Raw genomic sequence first — 19,548 nt, forward strand, 5'->3', positions numbered from 1 at the left:
ATGAGCCATCCCCCAAGTCATTCGTTCCGGCATCCTCTTTTGAAGTCGGCAGCCGGCACCGTCGAGCTGCTGCTGGGCAACGAGGCCATTGTTCGCGGCGCGCTGGAGGCAGGCATCCAGTGCGTCGCCTGCTATCCGGGCACGCCGTCGTCCGAAGTGCCGGACACGTTTCATCGCGTCAGACTGACCGATGGCGAGAGCGCCCCGTTTTATTTCGAGTATTCCACCAACGAAAAGGTGGCCATGGAAGTGGCTGCCGGCGCGGCCCTTGCCGGCGCCTTGTCCCTGGTGACCATGAAGCACGTGGGCGTGAACGTGGCTGCGGACCCGCTCATGACCGTGGCCTACACTGGCGCTCCCGGCGGGCTGGTGCTCCTGGCTGCGGATGATCCGGGCTGCCACTCCTCCCAGAATGAACAGGATTCCCGTACCTATGCCCGGCTGGGGTTCTTCCCGGTCTTCGAACCTGCCACGGTGCAGGAATGCAAGGACATGGCCCGGGACGCGCTGCTCCTGGCCCGCCGCACAGGCCGGCCCGTGATTTTGCGGACCACCACCCGTGTCTCGCACATGCGCGGCCCCTGCACCTTTGGCCCGCTGCCGGAAACCGTGGAGTCTGTGCCGTTTGTCCGCAATCCCAGGAGGTACGTGCCCGTGCCGGCCTGCGCCCGGCCCATGCGTCTGGCCCTGCTGGACCACATGCAGGCCATGGTGGGCGAGGCCGAAGGCTCTTCGTGGAACCCCGTGCGTGGGCAGGGGGATACGGCTGTCATCGCCTGCAGCATCGCCCGCGCCTATCTGCATGACGCCGTGATGGAACTGGGCGACGCTGCCGCCTCCCGGCTGCGGATTCTGGATCTCGGCCTGAGCTACCCGCTGCCCGAGGCAGCCATCACCACCATGCTCCGGGAATGCCGCCAGCTGCTCGTGCTGGAGGAGCTGGAGCCCATGGTGGAGATGGAAGTGCGCGCCCTGGCCCAGCGCCTGGGGCTGCCCATCCATATTTTCGGCAAGCTCGACGAACAGACCGCCGGCCAGGCTTTTGTGCAGCGTTCCGCGGCCACCGGCCTGCCGCGCTTTGGCGAGTACGACACCTATCAGGTCAAGCGGGCCCTGTGCATGCTGCTGGATCTGCCCCTGCCGCAGGTGGAAGCCTGCGCGCCGGTGGAGTCGGTCCAGGGCCTGCCGCTCAGGCCGCCGAACCTGTGCGCCGGCTGCTCGCACCGCGCCCTGTACTACGCCGTGCGCCAGGAATTCGGTGACGATGCCATCTATTCCTCGGATATCGGCTGCTACACCCTGGGCATGCTGCCTCCCCTGAAGACGGCGGATTTCCTGGTCTGCATGGGCTCCTCCGTTTCCGCCGGCTCGGGGTTTGCGCGTTTTTCGGAGAAGCCGGTCCTGGCTTTCATCGGGGATTCGACCTTCTTCCACTCCGGCATCACCGGCCTGCTCAATGCGGTGCACAACAACTACGACCTCTTCCTGGTCATTCTGGACAACCAGACCACAGCCATGACCGGCCACCAGCCTCACCCCGGGGCGGACGCCGCCGCCCTGGCCATGGGCCAGGCCCAGCTGGACATCGAACCCATTGTCCGCAGCCTGGGCGTGGAACAGGTGCTCACGGTCAACCCCTCCCGCCTGAACGCCACCATCAAGGCCCTGAAGGAGCTTCGGGACAAGCCCGGCGTGAAGGTGCTCATTGCCAAGGAGCCCTGCGCCCTCTTTGCCAAGCGGGTGCTCAAGCGCAAGGTGGCTGTGACGGCGGAGGTGAAGGAACAGGGCGCGGCGGTTGAGATGTGTCTGGAAACCCTGGCCTGTCCGGCGTTCGTGCGTTCGGGCAGCGAGGTGGCTGTGGATCCGGAAACCTGCAGTGGCTGCATGTTCTGCGGGCAGATCGCCCCTTCCATCAAGGCGCGTAAAAAGTAGAGGAGGGAAGGGGATGAAACCGATGCGAATTCTCATGACCGGCGTGGGAGGCCAGGGCACCCTGACGGCCACCACCCTCCTGGCCAAGGTGGCGCTCAAGCAGGGCATTCAGGTCACTTCCGGCGAGGTGCACGGCATGGCCCAGCGCGGCGGGGTGGTGGAGTCCACCATTCTGCTTGGCGGGCTGATGAGCCCGCGCGTGGGCCCTGGCGAAGCCGATTTGCTGCTGGGCTTCGAGCCCCTGGAAACCTACCGGGCCCTGCCCATGCTGCGCAGCGGGGGAACGGTGGTTTCCTCTTCGGACTTCATTGAGCCGGTAAATGTTTGCCTGGGCAAGGAAACCCGGCCCGGGTTGGAGGTGATTGTCCAGGCGGCCACCGCGTGTTCCGGCTGCTGCCACTTCCTGCCCTGCCGCAGCCTGGGTGAACAGGCCGGCGCGGTGCAGAGCGGCAACCTGGCCCTGCTTGGCGCGGCGCTGGCCCTGGGCGTGCTGCCCTTTGGCCCCGACGCGCTGGAAGACATCGTGCGCGATACACTCAAGCCGGCCCTGGCGGAGCTCAATCTCAAAGCCATCGCCCTGGGCGTGGCCACCGCCAGCCAGTGGAGCGCATCCCCGGCACGCTGACGAAGGAGGAAGCATGATTGCACACGCCACCCTCGGCAGGGATCTCTCGCGCGACCTTGCGCCGTACCTGGGCACCTTGCGGCAGATCATCGCCGGCATGGGACCGCAGGCGCCGTTTCAGATCAGCCTGAAAAACATCCTGAAAGTCCTGGCGGAAAACCACGGCTTTCAGCGGCCGCATCTGATGATTTTCGACCCTGAAACCCAGCACCTCAAGCTGTCTCTGACCCACGGGCAAGTCAAAAACGCACAGACCACCTACGAGCCGGGGCAGGGCGTGACCGGCCAGGTCTTCACGACCGGGCAGCCCCTGGTGGTGCCCCGCATGAAGGAGCACCCGGCCTTCCTGAACAAGGCCTTTGGCCGTAGCGAGGCGGAGCTGGCCTCCCTGGCCTTCCTCTGCGTGCCTGTGCTGGCCCCCAACCGGGACCAGGAACACGGGCCGGAAATCATCGGCACCCTTTCCGTGGACTCCCCCTGCGACGACCTGGAAGTGCTCGAGGCGCAGAGCCGTTTTCTGGAGGTGGTGGCCGGGATGATTGCCACCCAGGCGGCCTATCTCCAGGAGGAAATGGCCCGCCAGCGCCATCTCATGGCCCAGGGACTGTACACCAACGGCCAGTTGGAGCATGGCGCCGTGGGCGCAAACATCGTGGCCGCCTCCAAGGCCATGCGCCTGGTCCTGAGCCAGACGGCCCAGGTCGGCCCCAGCAGGGCCACGGTGTTGTTGCGTGGCGAATCCGGCACGGGCAAGGAACTGCTGGCCGAAGCCATCCACAATGCCAGCCCCCGACGCGACAAGGCCTTCATCAAGCTGAACTGCGCGGCGCTGCCCTCGGAACTGGTGGAAAGCGAGCTCTTTGGCTACCAGAAGGGCGCGTTCACCGGGGCAGTGCAAACCAAAAAAGGCCTCTTTGAGCTGGCGCATCAGGGCACGCTCTTTCTGGATGAAATCGGCGAACTCTCCACCGGCGCCCAGGCCAAGGTGCTGCGAGCCATCCAGGAGCAGGAGATCCAGCGCCTGGGCAGCGAGCACAGCGTCACCGTGGATGTGCGTCTGGTGTGCGCCACGCACCAGCCCCTGGAAGAGCTTGTGGAAAAGGGCAGGTTCCGGGAAGATCTGTATTACCGCATCAACGTCTTCCCCATCTTTATCCCACCCCTGCGCGAGCGGCGCGAGGATGTTCTGCCCCTGGCCGAGCATTTCCTGCGTCTGTATTCTGAAGAGTACGCCAAGGAAATCAAACGCATCTCCACCCCGGCCATTGACCTGTTGACCCAGTATCACTGGCCCGGCAACGTCCGCGAGCTGAAAAACTGCATCGAACGCGCCGTGCTGGTCTGCGATGAGGAAGTCATCCGCACTTACCACATGCCGCCTTCCCTGCAGACGGCGGAAAGCTCCTCCACGGAGAACAACCTTTCCTTCTGCGAGGCTGTGGCCAAGTTTGAACAGGAAATCCTGGTGGACGCCCTCAAAAAGGCCCGCGGCAACATGCTGCAGGCCGCGCGGGACCTGCGCGTAAGCTATCGCATCGTCAATTACAAGGTCAAAAAGTACGGGCTGGACGCCAAGAAATTCTCCGCGCCCCAGCGCACCAAGCCCACGTACAGGACGTGATCGCATGACCCTTCCGTTGACCCTTGGCACTGTCCAGCTGGCCTGGGAAGAAAGCGAGGCCCGTACCCTGGAGAAGGCCTGCGAACTGGTGCGTCAGGCCGCAGGCATGGGCGCGCAGGTCATCTGCCTGCAGGAACTGCTGACCACGCCGTACTTCTGCAAGGACAAGGACCCCGCCTTCTTCGCCATGGCCAAACCCCTGGCCGGGCACCCGGATGTGCAGCGGCTCTCGGCCCTGGCCGCGGAGCTGGAGGTGGTGCTGCCCGTGAGCTTTTTTGAAAGGGCGGAGGCTCCTTCCGGTCCCATCTATTATAATAGTTGCGTGCTGGTGGATGCCGACGGCACGCCCAAACCCCTGTACCGCAAAACGCACATTCCCGACGGCCCTGGCTACGAGGAGAAGTTCTTCTTTACTCCCGGAGACACGGGCTTCCTGGTGCACGAAACCCGCTACGGCAGGGTAGGGGTGGGCATTTGCTGGGACCAGTGGTTCCCCGAGGCTGCCCGGGCAATGACCCTGCTTGGGGCGGACGTGCTCCTGTACCCCACGGCCATCGGCTCCGAACCCGAAGAGCCCGGCACGGATACCCAGCCGCACTGGCAGCGCGTGATGCAAGGCCACGCCGGCGCAAACCTCACGCCCGTGGTCGCGGCCAATCGCGTGGGCACGGAGCACGGCGTCTGCTGCAGCACCACCTTCTACGGCACCTCGTTCATCACGGACTACACCGGCGCCATCGCGGCCCAGGCGGATCGCCAGGAAGAAACCGTGCGCACAGTGCGGTTCGATCTGGATGCCCTGCGCGAGCAGAAACGCATCTGGGGATTCTTCCGCGACCGCCGGCCGGAATGCTACCGCACCCTCGTCACGTCCCCGGCGCCGGTGCCGCCGCTGTCCTGACCTGACGGCCGCATATCGCGCGCCCCTCCCGTTCAATTCACGGTGAAGGCGCGCAGCAGAAGGCCCCCAGTGCAATGCCTGCGCTGGGGGCCTTCTGCGTTTCGGGGTGAAATCCTGATACATTCCCGGGCCACCCGGCATCACGGTTGTGCAAGGTGTTGCACCGCGGAGTTGCTGCAAGAACGTAACGGCGCCGTCCCAGGCCCGCCAAACGCAGCAGATACACTGAAATTGCGAGGTTGATGTTGTAAAACTGCCGCTCAACTTCAATGCTTCTTTGACTTACAGGTATAAAACGCATGGAAGAAGCATGCAAAGGTGGTATTGCGGCGAATCATAACAGACATGAGGCTGAGTATGAGCATGTAGTTTCTTTTGTTTCTCTGGAGCTGGATGTGAAACTGAATCTGACAGATGTGACGATAATTTTGGCGAAATATAGGGGTTTTCCCGTGCAGAATCTGGCGACAAAAAAGCCAATAATATCCGAAGAGACACGGAGTTATTCTTCAAGATGAATGTTATAAAAACTCTAGAGAAATTTTAGAACTGTTGTATTGCAGTTGTTGCTTCAGATATAGAGAGCAAATAGAGTTCAAAGTAGATCAAAACATCAGATTTCTGCTTGCCATTGCGTTTGGACTGCGGTATAACCAGACCCGAAAGCAGAGTTGTGTGTGCTGGAAAGGACTCCGGCAACTGGTGAGATGTGGGAGTGGCAGCCCGATACGCAGCTGATTCACAGTAGCCTGCAGTGTGCAACATGCGTTGCAGGGGTGTGAGGGCGGGTCGGGCGGCGGGTCGCAAGGCGGTCCCGGCAAGTGTGGCGGGGCGGCGAGGCAGCAACCGGAGAGCAATTATGGCGGCTGGTGGCAAGACGACATCGACGGAGCGGCTGCTGGACATCATCCGCGGCAAGGGCAAGGGCGAGGCCGGTGCGAAGGCGGCAGCGCCGCACGAGCAGATCGAGCTCGTCGACGCGCCCTCTGTGTCTGCGGTGGATGCTTCTGCCAAGGGCAAGGCCGGAGCAGGGCAGGGTAAGCCTGCCTCGCGGCGTTTGTCTCTGGCTGCATCCAAAAAGGTCAAGGGGAGCGGGTCTGGCCTGGTGGTCGGCGTGGACATCGGTCCGGATAGTCTGCGGCTGGCCAAGGTCAGTCAGTCCAGCGGTCGTTCCCGACTGCTGGGCGTGTCCCGGGTGCCGTATGTCTCGGGCGAGACGCCGGACTCACCCGGCTTTGCCGGGTTCCTGGCTGCCGAGATCCGCAAGTTCGCCGGCGGAACCAAGGGGTATGAGTGCTGGTCGCTCATCTCCTCGGCCAAGGCAGAGTTGTGGCATGTGCTCATTCCCAAGGTGCCTCGCAGTCAGATTCAGGAAGCGGTCTTCTGGACCGTGAAGAAGGAAAAGCAGTTCGACGAACGCGAATTCGTCCTGGATTTTGAAGTGCAGGGCGAGGTGATGGACAAGGGGCAGCCCAAGATTTCCATCATGGTCTACCTGGCTCCGCGCAAGCAGGTGGAGGACCTGAAAACCCTGTTCGCCCGCGCCGGCATCAAGCTGAGTGGGGCAACCATCTCCCCCATCGCAGTCCAGACGCTGTTCCGCAGCCGCTGGATCGAAGCTTCTGCCAAGACGTATGCGCATCTGTACGTGGGCCGGAACTGGTCCCGCATCGACATTCTTATTGATGACAACATCGTGCTCTCCCGCGGCATCAAGGCTGGCACCAACTCCATGGTGGAAGCCCTGATGGAGAACTACAACATGATGGGCCGCGGCGGCGGGGACATCTCCATGCCGGGCGACTCGGTCATCAACCTGCAGCTGGATGACGAGACCGAGCTGGCCCCCATGGCGCCCACCAGGGCCATGTCCGTGGATCAGGCCAAACACGTATTGCGGGCCAAGCTCTTGGGGCAGTCCCTGGCGGTGGGCGAGGCCGGGGCAGAGCTCTCCGAGCAGGAAGTGCTGCGCATGATCCGCCCGGCTGTTGAGCGCCTGGTGCGGCAGGTGGAGCGCACTTTCGAATATCACACCACCACCATGGGCAAGGATCGCGTGGAGAAAATCTTCTTCTCCGGCGAGATTTGCTCCAATCAGCTGCTCATCGATTTTATTCAGGCCCAGCTGGGCATTGCGCATCAGCTGATGGACCCCCTGGGTCCTGGCGGTCTGGCGGGCGGTGCCTCGGCCGGAGCGCTCTCGCCCAGCGAGCGCCTGGATTACAATCTGGTGGTGGCCCTGGGGCTGTCCAGCAATGCCATCACCCCCAACCTGCTGTTCACGTACAAGGACAAGGAAAAGCAGCGCCAGCTCAAGCGGGTGGACATGGTTGTCTTCCTCGGCTTTCTGGCGGCTGTGGCCCTGCTGGGCGGGGTGTTTGTCTGGCAGCAATCGGTCATCAGTGACCGGGAAGCCGAGCTTTCCCTGCAAAAGACCAAGCTGGCCCAGTACGCGCCGCCTGCTTCGGAAGAAGAGCTGCTCAAGTGGGCCAAGAAGGTCAACGAGAAAAACAGGCAGCTCAAGCGAGCCTCCAAGATTTACGAAAGCCTGGCGGTCATCAAGGAAGTTTCGGAACTCACCCCTTCCGAAGTGCGCATCGTGTCCATGGACATGGAATTCGGCGCTGATCTTCCCGAAAAGGCTGCCACTGGCAAGAAGTCCGGGAGCAAGTCCAACCAGGACCGCATTCCCAGACTGCTCATTCTCGACGGCGTGGTTCTCGGCGATCCGAACAACTACGATCTGGTGCTCACCAGCTTCATGATCCGGCTGGAGAACTCCAAGCTCTTCGGGTTGCCCATCATTCACAAGCGCTCCGTGGAAGAGTTCAGCACCTCCGGGTCGGTGCTTCGCTTCACGGTGCATATCAACATGATGTGAGGAGAATCGCCATGGCCGAGATGAAACCCATGAGCATTCCCAAGCAGAGCCTGGTGAAGATTGGGATTTACCTGGCAGCCATCCTGCTGGTGGCCTACTTTGGCAACGTGGAAGCAAAGAACAAGGTGGCCCGGCTTGATACCGATATCGCCCGCACCAAAGGCGAAATCCGGAAGCAGGAATCCTTGTACCCCATCTACGTGAAGCTGCGTGCGGAATACGACCGCAAGGTGCTCAACGAGCTGGAGCTGGTGCAGACCGTGCCCATGAAGCAGGATGAGGTGGACAAGGCCACGGACATGATCGACCGCATGGCCACCCTGGCGGGCATTGACGCCACAAACATTCAGCCCGATCCCTCCTCCCTTGCCGAGGATCCAAACCAGCTCCTGGTCAATGGCGAGTTCTCGGGCGACTATGGAAAGTTCCGGGAATTCCTGAAAAAACTTGGCGCCATTCAATACGTCAAGCATATCCAGCAGATCGTGGCGCAGGAGGCTGCACAGGGCCTCATCTACACCATGAAACTCCGCCTGGCCGTGCTCTCCAGCAACGCCACGGAGCCGGCAGCGGCCCAGCCTGCCAAGCCGGCCAAGCCGGCCAAAAAGTAGCGGCAACTGACGTTAACTGAAGCGCCACGAGAGCCACGCAAGGAAAGGTGCACGCCATGGCCAAACGAGAACAAATGCTGCTGATCGCCGTCGGCGTTCTGCTTGTCGGGTTTCTCTTCTACTACCTCGCAGGCGGCGGCAAGGCCGGGCCTGCGGAAGTGCAGATTTCCAACGACCAGCTGGAAGCCATCAAGGCCAAAGTCATGGCCGAGGCCCAGCAGGAAAAATTCACGGACCTGGAACTGTACAAGTTGGAACAGGCGGAAAGCAAGTGGACCAGCGATCCGTTTTACAACCGTGTTCGTGACGCCGTGGAGCAGCAACAGCAGGCACAGGGAGCGCAGCTGCTCTCGGCCGAATCCCTCAAGCTGCAGTACACGGGGTTTGTGGAAATCGACGAACATCTCTTCGCCATCATCAACGGTCTTGAATACGAGACCGGCGAGGAAATTGCCGATGCCCAGGGTGTGTTTTTGACCAACATCAAAGAGAACGAGGTGATCCTCGGCCAGCGGAACTCCACGGGCGACATCGTGGACCAGTACCTGCTGCCTCTCGCCGAAGATCCCCTCACCCTTTACTAAAACGGAACAGGAACGCCTTATGAACACGCGCCTTACTCCACGCATGGTCCTGGCAGTGACGGTCCTGGTCGTCATCGCGGCGGCTGCAGGCTGCAAGAAGCAGGAGCCTCAGAAGGACGCCTTCCTGGAAAAGTGGAAGGCCGTTTCAGAACAAGCACAGGGGCACTCGCCAACATACAAGGCCCCCAAACCTTCGGAACGCCGGCGTCCGCAGCCCCAGGTGGACAAGGAGGAGAAACCCTTGCCCTCCCGCCTGGTCTCCCTGCGCATGCATGATGCCGACCTGGCCGCTGTGCTCAAGGCCCTGTCCCGTGCCGGCAATCAGAGTGTGATGATCTCGCCCAATGTCGCCGGCAAGGTTACCGTGAACATTGATAAAAAGCCCTGGGATCAGGTCTTCAAGGGCATCGTCAATACCAACGGGCTGACCTATCGTTGGGAAGGCGAGATCCTCCGGGTCATGACCCTGGATGACGTCAAGAACGACGCGGATATCCTGAAGGCCATCAACGAGGCCGAAAAGGAAAAGAAGCTGCTGCGGCAGTTGCGCTACGACGACGTGACCGAGGTGGTTCCCATCCGGTACAACAACAAGCTGCTGACCTTGGGCGAAACCATCCTGCGCGTGGTGTTGCAGCGTGAGTGCGCCAAGGACGAGCAGAAGCAGAAGATCGAACTGTCCAGCTACACCCGCACTGCGGATGTCGCCAGTGAAAAGGCGGCCAAGGAAACCCAGGAAACCGTCGACTTTGAAGGTTGTCTGGACGGCACCGTCTCCCTGGATACGGCCACCAACTCCCTGATCATCACGACCAATCCTGAGAAGATGGAACGGGCCTTTGCCATCATCGACAAGCTTGACCGGCCCCAGAAGCAGGTCAAGATCAAGGCCAACATCGTCGAAACCACGACCGCGGTGGCCCGGGATCTGGGCATGCGCTACGGCTTCTGGATGCGCAACGAGCGCGTGGACGGCTACCAGGACTTGTACGTCATCCCTGGTACGCAGAACGGCGAGGTGGATGACGACGGCACGTATACCTTTACCAACCCCCTGGGCATTGGCGCTGCTCCCACGGGCTATGGCATGAACTTCATGAAGGAAACCCTCACCAGCGGCGCGTCCATGGGCCTGATCTTCGGGGTGCTTGGCGAGAACTTCCTGGAAGTGCAGCTGAACGCCCTGGAAGATGAAAATCTGGTCAAGATTCTCTCCAGCCCCTCCATCGTCACCATGGACAATGAAGTGGGCGTCATCGAAAACGGGCAAGAAGTGCCGTACCCCGTCTCCACTTCGGACGAAGTGAACGTGGAGTTCAAGGAAGCCCTGCTGCAACTGCGCATCCGCCCCCATGTCATTGATGACAAGTTCATGCGCATGGATATCCTCGTTACCCAGGATTCCGTCAACTTTGCGGACACCGTGTACGGCTATCCCAGCATTGACAAGCGCAAGTCCCAGACCGCCCTGGTGATTCAGAACAAGGAAACCGTGGTCATCTCCGGTCTGCAGATCAAGCGCGAAGTGAACAACAACTACGGCCTGCCATATGTCAAGGACGTTCCGGTCCTGGGCTGGCTCTTCAAGGGTGAAAGCAAGAGCGACGAAACCGCGGAGATCCTGGTCTTCCTCACGCCCACCATCCTTGCCGAATGGGCTCCCGGGGAAATCCAGAACTCCATCGAGGAAATCGACCGCAAGGTGAAGTCCGAAGAAACCGTCAAGCAGTAACGCACGGACATCCCACACCCTGTGACGAATGCACGAGGCCGCGCCATGAGCTACCTGAATCTGCTGGACCTGAAGGAAGAGCCCTTCTCCAACTCCCCGGATCCGGAGTTCTTCTACGAGTCCCCCCAGCACCTGGACTGCTTGCACAGGCTGGAGATTTCCGTACGGCTCATGCGCGGCCTCAACGTGGTCCTGGGCGAGGTCGGCGCAGGCAAAAGCACCTTGTGCCGGCTGCTGCTCAGGAACCTGAACCGCGATGCCGCCGTCCGCTCCCACCTGCTGCTGGATCCGCAATTCTCCTCGGCCAAGGCCATGCTCGAAGTGCTCTACAGCATGTTCCTGGAAGAGGACGCCCCCGCCGGGCTCAGCGAATGGCAGCTCAAGGAGGCCGTGAAGAACCAGCTTTTCAGAACAGCTGTGGACGATGGCAAGCTGGTGACGCTGATTATTGACGAAGGGCAGAAGATTTCCCACACCTGCCTGGAAGTGCTGCGCGAACTGCTAAATTACGAGACCAACAATACCAAGTTGTTGCAGATCGTCATTTTTGCCCAGACGGAATTTGCAGAGCTGATCCGCAAGCACCCCAATGTGGCGGATCGCGTGAACGAATTCACCGTCCTTGGACCATTGAACTTCCTGCAAACCCGGGCCATGATCCGGCATCGCATGGCCAGAGCCGCCAAGTCGGCACAGGGCAAGGAACGGTTCACCTTTTTGGGATACCTGGCCGTGCACCGCATCACCGGCGGCTATCCCAGGAAAATCGTTCGCCTTTGTCACAAGGTCATGCTTGGCTGTATCCTGCGAAACCAGAGCGTGGCCGGCTGGCGGCTGGTGCATGCCTGCAACGCCCGGGTGGCCGATCTGATTCAGCCACAAGCCCCGCTGTTTGCGCCCTCCGCCCGCAAGTCCGGCCTGCCAGGTCTGTCTGGTCTTGCCGCAAGCCTGACCGGTGGCGCGACCGGCTCCCCTGGGGCCGCACCCGCCAGGCCGCGCAAGCCACGCAACCTGCGTCTGGCCCATGGAGTGGCCATGGCCGGGTTTGTGCTGGCTGGGAGCCTTGCCGTGGGAGCCCTGCTCATGCCCGAGTCCACCCGGACCTCGGCCGTGGAGGCCACGCCCGGCGTGGAGGCTCTTGGCGACCCCGGCACCGCCCGCACGCAGGCGCTGCCCACGCCACTGCCGGAGGAAGGCAACCAGGCCCATCCCGCACCGGCATCGCCCGCGGCGCCGGTGCCTGCCGCCCAGGGACTGGCTGCAGCCGAATCCGCTCCCGCCGCTATTCCGGAACCTGCCGGCAGTGCCCAAGCCGAGCCGTCGCAGGCAGTCGCGGCCAGCAACGCGCTGGCAGCGCCCGTGGCACAGCCCCCAAGCCTTGGCACATACACCACTTCCCGCGAAATGTCTGTCCAGGCCTTGCTGCAGCTGGTGTATGGCCAGAGCAATCCCGGGCTGCAGGGTCGCTTCCGGTTGCTGAACCCCGAACTGCAGGAACAGTTGCCAGCCGGCGCAGCCGTTCAGCTGCCCGAACAGGACCATGGCGAGGCGGCCGCTGCGGTCGCCGGCTATGTGGTGCAGATCACGCAGGATGAATCCTTGCAACTGATGGTCGATGTGCTGCAGGGCCTGCGGGACCAGGGGCTGGATGTGGCCATGGCCGCACAGCAGGTGGAAGGCTCGCGCAGACTGTTCGCCATTCTCAAAGCCAGCGAATTCCAGTCCGAACATGCCGCAGCCCTGGCCCTGCGGGAACTGCCGGCCATGTTCCAGCCCGGCGCCAAAGTGGTGCGCGACATGCACCGCAAAGGAGACATCATCCTGGCCAGCTTCCGCAAGGAAACCGCCTCCGTGCAACTGCCTGCCGCAGGCTCGGGCGAGGGGTTGCACTAGGCCCAAGGCACAGATGATGACGCAAGACGCGCGCAGCGGGGGCTTGCTTGTCACTTCCTTGCGCATGAGATATGGATACAACGGCGTGTCCTGCCCGAGAGGGGACTGTTGGGCCGGCGGTACAGGCCGCCCCACTGATACAACGTGGCAGGTTGGTGCAGGACATGGCAACACACCGGGAGTGCCGCATCGTCCGCAACGGCAGCCGGCTCCCAGCTGGCCATGGCCGGGACATGCAGGCAGGGTGACGGGCCACGTGCTAGGTTGAAGGAAGCAGCCGCCGGCAAAGGCGGCCCTTGGCATCACGCCCCTTGCCTGTGCCGCCGTTCGGCACAGGGCAACGCGGGCCAGACCCCGGGCGACCCCCCTGAGGATGTAGCGAACTATGGCCACCTTTTCCTATCAGGCTGTCACCGAGTCGGGCAGCACGACCACCGGCACGCTGGAAGCGGATTCCGCGGATGAGGCCCGGCAAATCCTCGTACAGCGCGGGTTGTTGCCGTCCAAGGTTGTGAAGGGCGAGGATGCCGGTGCCGGCGGGGTGTTTACCAGGCTGAACAACGCGCTCTCCACCGTCACGGTGCCGGAGCTCATCCTGTTCACCAAGCAGTTCCGCACCATGTTCAACGCCGGCTTGTCCATCATCGCGCTTCTGGACGTGCTGGAGCAGCAGACCACCAACCCCAAGCTCAAGTCCGTGGTGGTGGAAATCGGGCAGGACATCAAGCAGGGTGCTTCGTTGTTCAATGCCTTCTCCAAGCATTCCTCGGTATTTTCGCACTTGTACTGCAGCATGCTGCGCGCCGGGGAAGTCGCGGGGACACTGCCGGAGGTGCTGGACCGGCTCATCTACATCATTGAGCACGAGCACAAGGTCAAAAAGCAGATCAAATCCGCCCTGACGTATCCCATCATCGTCATTGTGTTGTTGGTGGGTGCGTTCATCTTCCTGCTCACTTTCGTCATCCCGGCCTTTGTTACCACCTTTGAAAAGGCCAAGATCGAGCTGCCCCTTCCCACCAAGATCTGCATCATCATGTACAAGATGCTGGACCAGTACTGGATGATCATGGTGGTGGTGGTGGTCAGCGCCATTGTGGCCACCTTCATGTACTTGCGAACAGAAAGCGGCAAGCTGGTGCGCGACCGCATGCTCCTGCGATTGCCCATCATCGGCCCCGTGTTTCGCAAGGGCGCCATGGCGCGCTTTGCCTCCATCTTTTCGCTGTTGCAGTCCAGCGGCGTCTCCGTGCTGGAGTCCGTGGGCATCATCTCCAACACCATCGGCAACGCCGCCATCTCCCTGGAGTTCGACAATCTCCGGGAAAAGCTGCAGGAAGGCCGCGGCATTTCCGGCCCGTTGCGCCAGTCCCGTAACTTTACCCCCATGATCATCAACATGATTGCCATCGGGGAAGAAACAGGGGAACTGGACGCCATGATGCGGGAAATGGCCAAGCATTACGACTATGAGGTGGAGTATCAGGTCCAGCGGATGAGTGAACTCATCGGGCCCATTCTTATTGTGGCCCTGGCCGTGGTGGTGGGCTTTTTTGCCGCGGCCATCCTGTTCCCCATCTTCGACCTGACCAAAATGGTCCACTGAGGCAACGCCAGCTGCGCCAGCCGCCAGCCCGGGGGGGGCTGGCGCAGCGTCTGCTCTCTTGGGGGCAGGCAGGGGTTCCCAACCAGTCCCGGCTGCTGGCCCGGCAACTGGCCCGGCAACTGGCCCGGCAGCTGGTCAATCCGCAGAGCACACTGCCGGGCAGGCAATCGGGCGGCGCTTTGATGAAGCCACGCAACTACCATATCCGTCTGACCATCACCGTGCCTCTGATCATCACGGGGCTGGTGGTGCTGACGATGGTCGTGTGCTATCAGATCACCATTTACTGCCTGGCCTTGCGGCTGAACCCCTGGCCGTATCTGATTGGCGGCGGTGTGGGGCTCACGGGCCTGGCGTTTGTGGCCGGCTGGATCATCTCGCGGACCATCCTGCGCCCGGTGGAGCAGTTCATCCGGGAGGCCGAACAGCTTCCTGCCGTGCTGAGCGCGGAGAACGGCAAGGCCAAGGGCCGCGACGAACTGACCCGCTACACTGCCGTGTTCAACCAGATTACCGATTTTTTGAGCAAGATGGACGCCCGCGAGCACTTCCCGGAAATTATTGGGGAAAGCCAGGTCATGCGCGGGGTGTTGCGGCAGATACTCAAGGTGGCTCCCTCCGAGGCCACCGTGCTGATTACCGGCGAATCCGGCACAGGCAAGGAAGTGATCGCCCAGGCCATCGTCCGCCACAGCAAACGCCGGGACAAGCCCTTCATTGCCCTGAACTGTGCAGCCATCCCGCCGGGACTGCTGGAAAGCGAACTCTTTGGCCATGAGCGCGGCGCCTTCACCGGCGCCACAGCCCTGAAGAAGGGCAAGTTTGAACTGGCGGACACGGGCACGCTGTTCCTCGACGAAATCGGGGACATGCCCATGGAAACGCAGGCCAAGATTCTCCGTGCCCTGGAAACCGGCTCCTGCGAGCACGTGGGCGGCACCAAGACCATCTACTTTGACGTACGGCTCATCGCGGCCACCAACAAGGACTTTCACGACATGATCGAGAAAGGCCAGTTCCGTGAGGATCTGTATCATCGCCTGAATGTGTTTCCCATCATGCTGCCGCCCTTGCGCAAGCGCCGCGAGGACATCCCCCTGCTGGCCACCCATTTTCTGGAGAAATTTGCCCCGGGGATGCAGCTTTCCTCGGAAGCCATGCAGCTGCTTCTGGGCGGGCAATGGCAGGGCAACGTCCGCGAATTACGCAACATCATGGAGCGCGCCGCCGTGCTGGCCGAGGAAGGGGTCATCCAGGCCCGGCATCTGGCCGGGCACGTGGCCCAGACCGCGGTGGTGACCAAGGAAGATCTGGAGCTCAATGAAGCCCTGGAGCTGGACGCCTATCTGGAGCAGGTGGAGCGCAAGCTCATTGTCTCCGCCCTGGCCAAAACCGGTGGCGTGCAGACCAAGGCTGCGGAACTGCTTGGCATCAAGGATAGAAGCCTCTGGCACCGCATCCGCAAGCTCGGCGTGGATGTGAACGCCATCAAAACCGCACAATAACGTCTCAGCCACACGCCCGGCTCGGGGGCTGGCCCTCCAACAGGAGGCGGCCGCCTCTGCCCGGGCGTGTGGCTGTGCACTTAGTTCCGGCTGGCCTGGGGCTCCAGGAAGTCTTTCAGGTCGGTAAAGATGTAGTCCCGCAGGGCCTTGGCCCAGGGCCGGGGGGTGACGCCCGTGGCCGCGGTGAAGGCTGCCGTGGAGAGTACGGACCAGGCCGGCCGCGTGGCCTTGGTGGGGTAGCCGCTGGTGGGGATGGGGGAAATCTTGCACGGCAGACCGGTCAGGCGCACGGCCTCGGTGGCCAGTTCGCACCAGCTGGCCTCGCCGGCGTTGACCACGTGGAAGAGTCCCGAAGCCCCGGCGTCCAGCAGTTGCACCGCGTGCTGGGCCAGATCCACGGTACAGGTGGGCGAGCCGATCTGATCATCCACCACACTCACCGTGTCCCGGGAGCGGCAGAGGTTCAGGATGGTGGTGATGAAGTTCTTGCGGCCAGGGCCAAAGAGCCAGGCCGTGCGGCAGATGGTCCAGCCGGGAGGATTCACGGCGCGGATGGCGTTTTCTCCGGCCAGCTTGGTGCGGCCATAGACCGAGACCGGTCCGGTGGGGGCGTCGGTTTCGTAAGGTTCCTGCCCCTTGCCGTCAAAGACGAAGTCCGTGGAAAAGTGGATGAGCTTGAAGCCCAGTTCCGCGGAAAGACGGGCCAGATTCTCGGGCAGCGTCTTGTTCAGGCGGGCGGCGTCGTCGGGCTCGTCCTCGGCCTTGTCTACCAGGGTGTAAGCCACGGCATTGAAGACCACGGCAGGCTGCACGGCCTTCAGGTAGTCGCTCAGGGCCTCGCGCGAGGTCAGATCCACATCGTCGCGGCCCTGGGCCAGGGTCTTGTGGCCGGCCTTGGCCAACGCAGCCATGAGAGACTGCCCGAGCATGCCGGTCTTGCCGCCCAGCACCAGGCACAGGGGGGCATCGGTTTCCGGCGTTTCGGAAGGCGCCGTGGAAGAAGCCGTGGAGGCGTTCGGGGGGGTCTCCATGGCGGTATCCATGGTCTCGTTCTGGCTCATATCCTGCTCCCGTACCACTGTTGCATGAAGGCCAGGTACGCGCCGCTCTGGACGCTGGCCACCCATTCCTCATTCTGGTTGTACCAGGTGAGGGTTTCCTGAATGCCGCGGGTAAAGCTGTATTCCGGGGTAAAGCCCAGGGTGCGCTCGGCCAGGGAATAGTCCATGGCATAGCGGCGGTCGTGGCCTGGGCGGTCCTTGACAAAGGCGATCAGGGATTCCGGCTTGCCCAGGGCGGTGAGAATGGTTCTGACGACATCGAGATTGCACTTCTCGGCATTGCCGCCAAAGTTATAGACCTCTCCGGGCGTGCCCCGCCGCAGGGCCAGATCCACCCCCCGGCAGTGGTCGCGCACAAAAATCCAGTCCCGGATGTTCTGGCCATCACCATACACTGGCAGGGCCGCGTCGGCCTTGGCCTTGGTGATCATCAGGGGGATGAGCTTTTCGGGGAACTGGAACGGCCCGTAGTTGTTGGAACAGCGGGTCACGATCACCGGGGTGTCGTAGGTATGGAACCAGGCACGGCACAGGAGGTCTGCCGCAGCCTTGGAGGCGGAGTAGGGGCTGTTGGGCGCCAGGGGCGTTTCTTCGGTGAATTTGCCTTCCGGTCCGAGGGACCCGTACACCTCATCGGTGGAAACGTGGACAACGCGCTCAAGCTTCATGTTCCTGGCGGCATCCAGCAGGGTCTGGACGCCAAGAATGTTGGTGGTCATGAAGGGGGTGGGATCGTTGATGGAGCGGTCCACGTGGGATTCGGCGGCAAAGTTGACGATGGCTTCGATGCGGTGCTCCTCCACCAGCCGGGTGATGAGCTCCGCATCGGCAATGTCGCCGTGGGCGAAGACATAGCGACCATCGCCCTGGCGCTGGCCGTGGCGTTCTTCCAGCGGGGTCACGGACAGGAGATTGCCGGCGTAGGTCAGCTTGTCCAGATTGACGACAAAGCAGTCAGGATCAGTCTCGAAAAGATAGTACAGGTAATTTGCGCCAATGAAACCGCAACCGCCTGTCACAAGCAATCGCATGCTGCGTCCTTAAGCAAGATGTGAGCAGTGAGCATAGAGTGCGGCTTGCTTCTACCCCGATGCCGGGCCAGGGTCAACAAAGGCGGGAGATATGGTGCGCTGCTGCGCGGGAAATGGGAGAACCTGATTTTCTATCTTAAGGATGCGTCAACACCATGACATAAAAAAGTCGAGACAATGGCAAAATAATGCTTGCAAGGCCTGCTCGAAATCCCTATAGACGTCCGTGGGCGGTTAACTCAGCGGTTAGAGTGCCATCTTCACACGGTGGAAGTCCGGGGTTCAAATCCCCGACCGCCCACCACCGAAACCTCAAAAGGGCTGTCAACACAGCCCTTTTTTTGTGGGCTCGCCATGCCCCGAAAGTTTGTCAGAAGCTTTTCCTATGCCTGGGCCGGCCTCAGGGTTGTGGCCGCCACCCAGCGCAACTTCCGCATTCACGGCCTCATCGGCGGCCTTGCCGTGGGCCTTGCCCTGGCGCTTGGCCTGCCCCGGCAGGAGCTGGCCATCATCCTGGCCATGTGCGCCCTGGTCCTTGCCCTGGAAGTCGCCAACACCGCGGTGGAGCTGCTGGTGGATCTGCTCTGCCCCCGGCATGACCCACGGTATGGCCGCGTCAAGGATGTGATGGCCGCTGCCGTGCTCACGGCGGCATTCGGCTCCGTGGCCGTGGGCCTGACCCTGCTCTGGCGGCCGCTGTGGGCCGCCATGCTGCCTTGAGGACCAGCATGTACGCCTGCGCTGCCACCAGAACCGGCCCCAAACACGGCTGCAACCAGGATGCCTGGAACATCTGCGAGCAGGTGGCGCCGGGCTTGTCCCTGTTTCTTGTGAGTGATGGTGTGGGCGGCCGGGCCGCGGGCGAGGTGGCCTCGCAGTATGTGGTCAAGGCCCTGCCGGCGCTCTTGCGACGGGAACTGCGCGAGGAAAAGGTCCTGCTGCATGCGGGAGCGCACGCGTGCGGGGAGGCGGTGTCCCACTGCGTGCGGCGGGTATCGCGACATCTGCGGATCCATGCCATGCGTCAGCCCACCCTTGCCGGTATGAGCGCCACCCTGGCCCTGCTCTTGATCCATGGCGACGAGGCCCTGGTGGCCCACCTGGGCGACAGCCGGATCTACCGCCTGCGCGACACCGTCCTCACTTCGCTGACAGACGACCATACCCTGACCGCCAATCTGGTTTCCATGGGCGACCTGCGCTCCTCGCAGGTCTTCCGCCATCCCGGCCGCCACCAGCTCATGCGCTGCCTGGGCATGCACCGCGACCCGGCGCCGGACATTGCCATGGTCCATTGCCAGCCCGGCGACCGGTTCCTGCTCTGCACCGACGGCGTCTCCAAACCCCTGGGCGACGAGACCTTGCGGCAGCTGCTGCTGCGCGACGGCCTCCCCGAGACCATCGCCCATGGCCTGCTGGCCGAGGTGGACCGTCGCAATGGCACGGACGACGCCACCGCGCTGCTGGTGTGCCTGTAGCGCCAGCATCCGCACCGGAGTGCGATAACCCGGCAGACATTCCGGGAAGAATAACGCCGGGGGCGGAACCTGTGGTCATCAGGTTCC

The 19,548-nt window shown here is 62.3% G+C and carries 16 protein-coding genes and 1 tRNA gene; 15 read left to right on the forward strand and 2 right to left on the reverse strand.

Translation table 11 applies throughout. The annotated features are described in order from the left end of the window. The 12 genes from iorA to ACYQ00_RS17310 all read left to right on the forward strand — a co-directional run bounded on the left by iorA (position 1) and on the right by ACYQ00_RS17310 (position 15,891). Complete coding sequence (iorA, locus tag ACYQ00_RS17255) at positions 1-1,932, forward strand: indolepyruvate ferredoxin oxidoreductase subunit alpha (RefSeq protein ID WP_460033328.1); 1,932 nt, start codon at positions 1-3, stop codon at positions 1,930-1,932. A gap of 13 nt (positions 1,933-1,945) precedes the next feature. Continuing rightward, positions 1,946-2,557: an indolepyruvate oxidoreductase subunit beta gene (locus tag ACYQ00_RS17260; RefSeq protein ID WP_460033329.1), complete on the forward strand. Its 612-nt coding sequence runs from the start codon at positions 1,946-1,948 to the stop codon at positions 2,555-2,557. 13 nt (positions 2,558-2,570) lie between these two features. Next, complete coding sequence (locus ACYQ00_RS17265) at positions 2,571-4,178, forward strand: sigma-54-dependent Fis family transcriptional regulator (RefSeq protein WP_460033330.1); 1,608 nt, start codon at positions 2,571-2,573, stop codon at positions 4,176-4,178. 4 nt (positions 4,179-4,182) lie between these two features. Then, the gene (aguB, locus tag ACYQ00_RS17270) at positions 4,183-5,079 is read left to right on the forward strand and encodes an N-carbamoylputrescine amidase (protein WP_460033331.1); all 897 of its coding nucleotides are present in this window, start codon (positions 4,183-4,185) and stop codon (positions 5,077-5,079) included. Positions 5,080-5,378: 299 nt separating this feature from the next. Next, positions 5,379-5,597 (forward strand): hypothetical protein, encoded by a 219-nt coding sequence (locus ACYQ00_RS17275; RefSeq protein ID WP_460033332.1) that lies wholly within the window; start codon positions 5,379-5,381, stop codon positions 5,595-5,597. 341 nt (positions 5,598-5,938) lie between these two features. Next, positions 5,939-7,960 (forward strand): hypothetical protein, encoded by a 2,022-nt coding sequence (locus ACYQ00_RS17280; protein ID WP_460033333.1) that lies wholly within the window; start codon positions 5,939-5,941, stop codon positions 7,958-7,960. Between the two features lie 11 nt (positions 7,961-7,971). Then, entirely contained in the window at positions 7,972-8,571 is a 600-nt protein-coding gene (locus ACYQ00_RS17285) for a hypothetical protein (protein ID WP_460033334.1), read from the forward strand. 56 nt (positions 8,572-8,627) lie between these two features. Continuing rightward, a complete protein-coding gene (locus ACYQ00_RS17290) occupies positions 8,628-9,155 on the forward strand; it encodes a hypothetical protein (RefSeq protein ID WP_460033335.1) in 528 nt (175 codons plus the stop codon). Between the two features lie 19 nt (positions 9,156-9,174). After that, on the forward strand, positions 9,175-10,887 hold the full coding sequence (gene pilQ / locus ACYQ00_RS17295) for a type IV pilus secretin PilQ (protein ID WP_460033336.1): 1,713 nt from the start codon (positions 9,175-9,177) through the stop codon (positions 10,885-10,887). A gap of 45 nt (positions 10,888-10,932) precedes the next feature. After that, complete coding sequence (locus ACYQ00_RS17300; RefSeq protein ID WP_460033337.1) at positions 10,933-12,780, forward strand: ExeA family protein; 1,848 nt, start codon at positions 10,933-10,935, stop codon at positions 12,778-12,780. A 385-nt stretch (positions 12,781-13,165) separates the two neighbouring features. Further along, complete coding sequence (locus ACYQ00_RS17305) at positions 13,166-14,386, forward strand: type II secretion system F family protein (protein WP_460033338.1); 1,221 nt, start codon at positions 13,166-13,168, stop codon at positions 14,384-14,386. Positions 14,387-14,568: 182 nt separating this feature from the next. Further along, positions 14,569-15,891, forward strand: coding sequence for a sigma-54 interaction domain-containing protein (locus tag ACYQ00_RS17310; RefSeq protein ID WP_460033339.1), 1,323 nt, complete (start codon positions 14,569-14,571; stop codon positions 15,889-15,891). Between the two features lie 80 nt (positions 15,892-15,971). On the opposite strand, the gene rfbD is transcribed toward ACYQ00_RS17310, so the two are convergent. Then, complete coding sequence (gene rfbD, locus ACYQ00_RS17315; RefSeq protein WP_460033340.1) at positions 15,972-16,952, reverse strand: dTDP-4-dehydrorhamnose reductase; 981 nt, start codon at positions 16,950-16,952, stop codon at positions 15,972-15,974. Next, a complete protein-coding gene (gene rfbB / locus ACYQ00_RS17320; RefSeq protein WP_460033341.1) occupies positions 16,949-17,983 on the reverse strand; it encodes a dTDP-glucose 4,6-dehydratase in 1,035 nt (344 codons plus the stop codon). The genes rfbD and rfbB overlap by 4 nt, the downstream gene beginning before the upstream one ends. Positions 17,984-18,211: 228 nt before the next feature. Here rfbB and ACYQ00_RS17325 point away from each other — a divergent pair. The 3 genes from ACYQ00_RS17325 (at position 18,212) to ACYQ00_RS17335 (ending at position 19,461) form a co-directional block, all read left to right on the forward strand. Further along, positions 18,212-18,287, forward strand: a tRNA-Val gene (locus ACYQ00_RS17325). Between the two features lie 50 nt (positions 18,288-18,337). Further along, positions 18,338-18,703 carry a diacylglycerol kinase family protein gene (locus ACYQ00_RS17330; RefSeq protein ID WP_460033342.1) on the forward strand — a complete coding sequence of 122 codons (366 nt, stop codon included), beginning with the start codon at positions 18,338-18,340 and terminating at the stop codon, positions 18,701-18,703. An 8-nt stretch (positions 18,704-18,711) separates the two neighbouring features. Further along, positions 18,712-19,461 (forward strand): PP2C family protein-serine/threonine phosphatase, encoded by a 750-nt coding sequence (locus ACYQ00_RS17335; protein ID WP_460033343.1) that lies wholly within the window; start codon positions 18,712-18,714, stop codon positions 19,459-19,461. Positions 19,462-19,548 lie beyond the last annotated feature (87 nt).

It is taken from the genome of Megalodesulfovibrio paquesii, from assembly GCF_054653055.1.